At 50.0% G+C, this 384-nt stretch carries 1 protein-coding gene; it reads left to right on the top strand.

Annotated features, from left to right (window positions below; translation table 11 throughout):
* Positions 1-208: YolD-like family protein (locus tag KNP86_RS15615; protein WP_214689688.1), on the top strand; the 208-nt coding region annotated here is incomplete at its 5' end.
* Between the last annotated feature and the right edge of the window lie 176 nt (positions 209-384).

A 384-nucleotide genomic window follows, 5' to 3' on the forward strand; every position in this document is an offset into this window, starting at 1 on the left:
GGTCTATGAGAATGTGCTGAACGACGCGATCTTCAGCGGAGATTTGGTAGAGGTAAAATATGTGGAGAAGCGGGAGATGAAACGATTCAAGGGTTTTGTGCACCGGACGAACTATATGGAGCGGACCGTCGAGCTGGCCAATCAGCGGGACGGGATCATCCATGTGCCGTTCGAGGCAATCATTCACGTGGAACAATCAATGGACTAACGCCCTAGCGGTTGTTCGAAGTCTGCGTCACGAAACGAAGTTTCGCTCCTCGACTTTTCAAAAAAGGAAGAGTAATTATACTCTTCCCAGACTGTAGACAAAACATTGTCTGCAGTCTTTTTTATTTGCCCGACCGGGCACAGCTCGCTTTTCTGGGGGCAAGCAGGGAGCCGCAT

This window comes from Exiguobacterium sp. s16 (assembly GCF_018618115.1).
GTDB classification, from domain to species: domain Bacteria; phylum Bacillota; class Bacilli; order Exiguobacteriales; family Exiguobacteriaceae; genus Exiguobacterium; species Exiguobacterium mexicanum_A.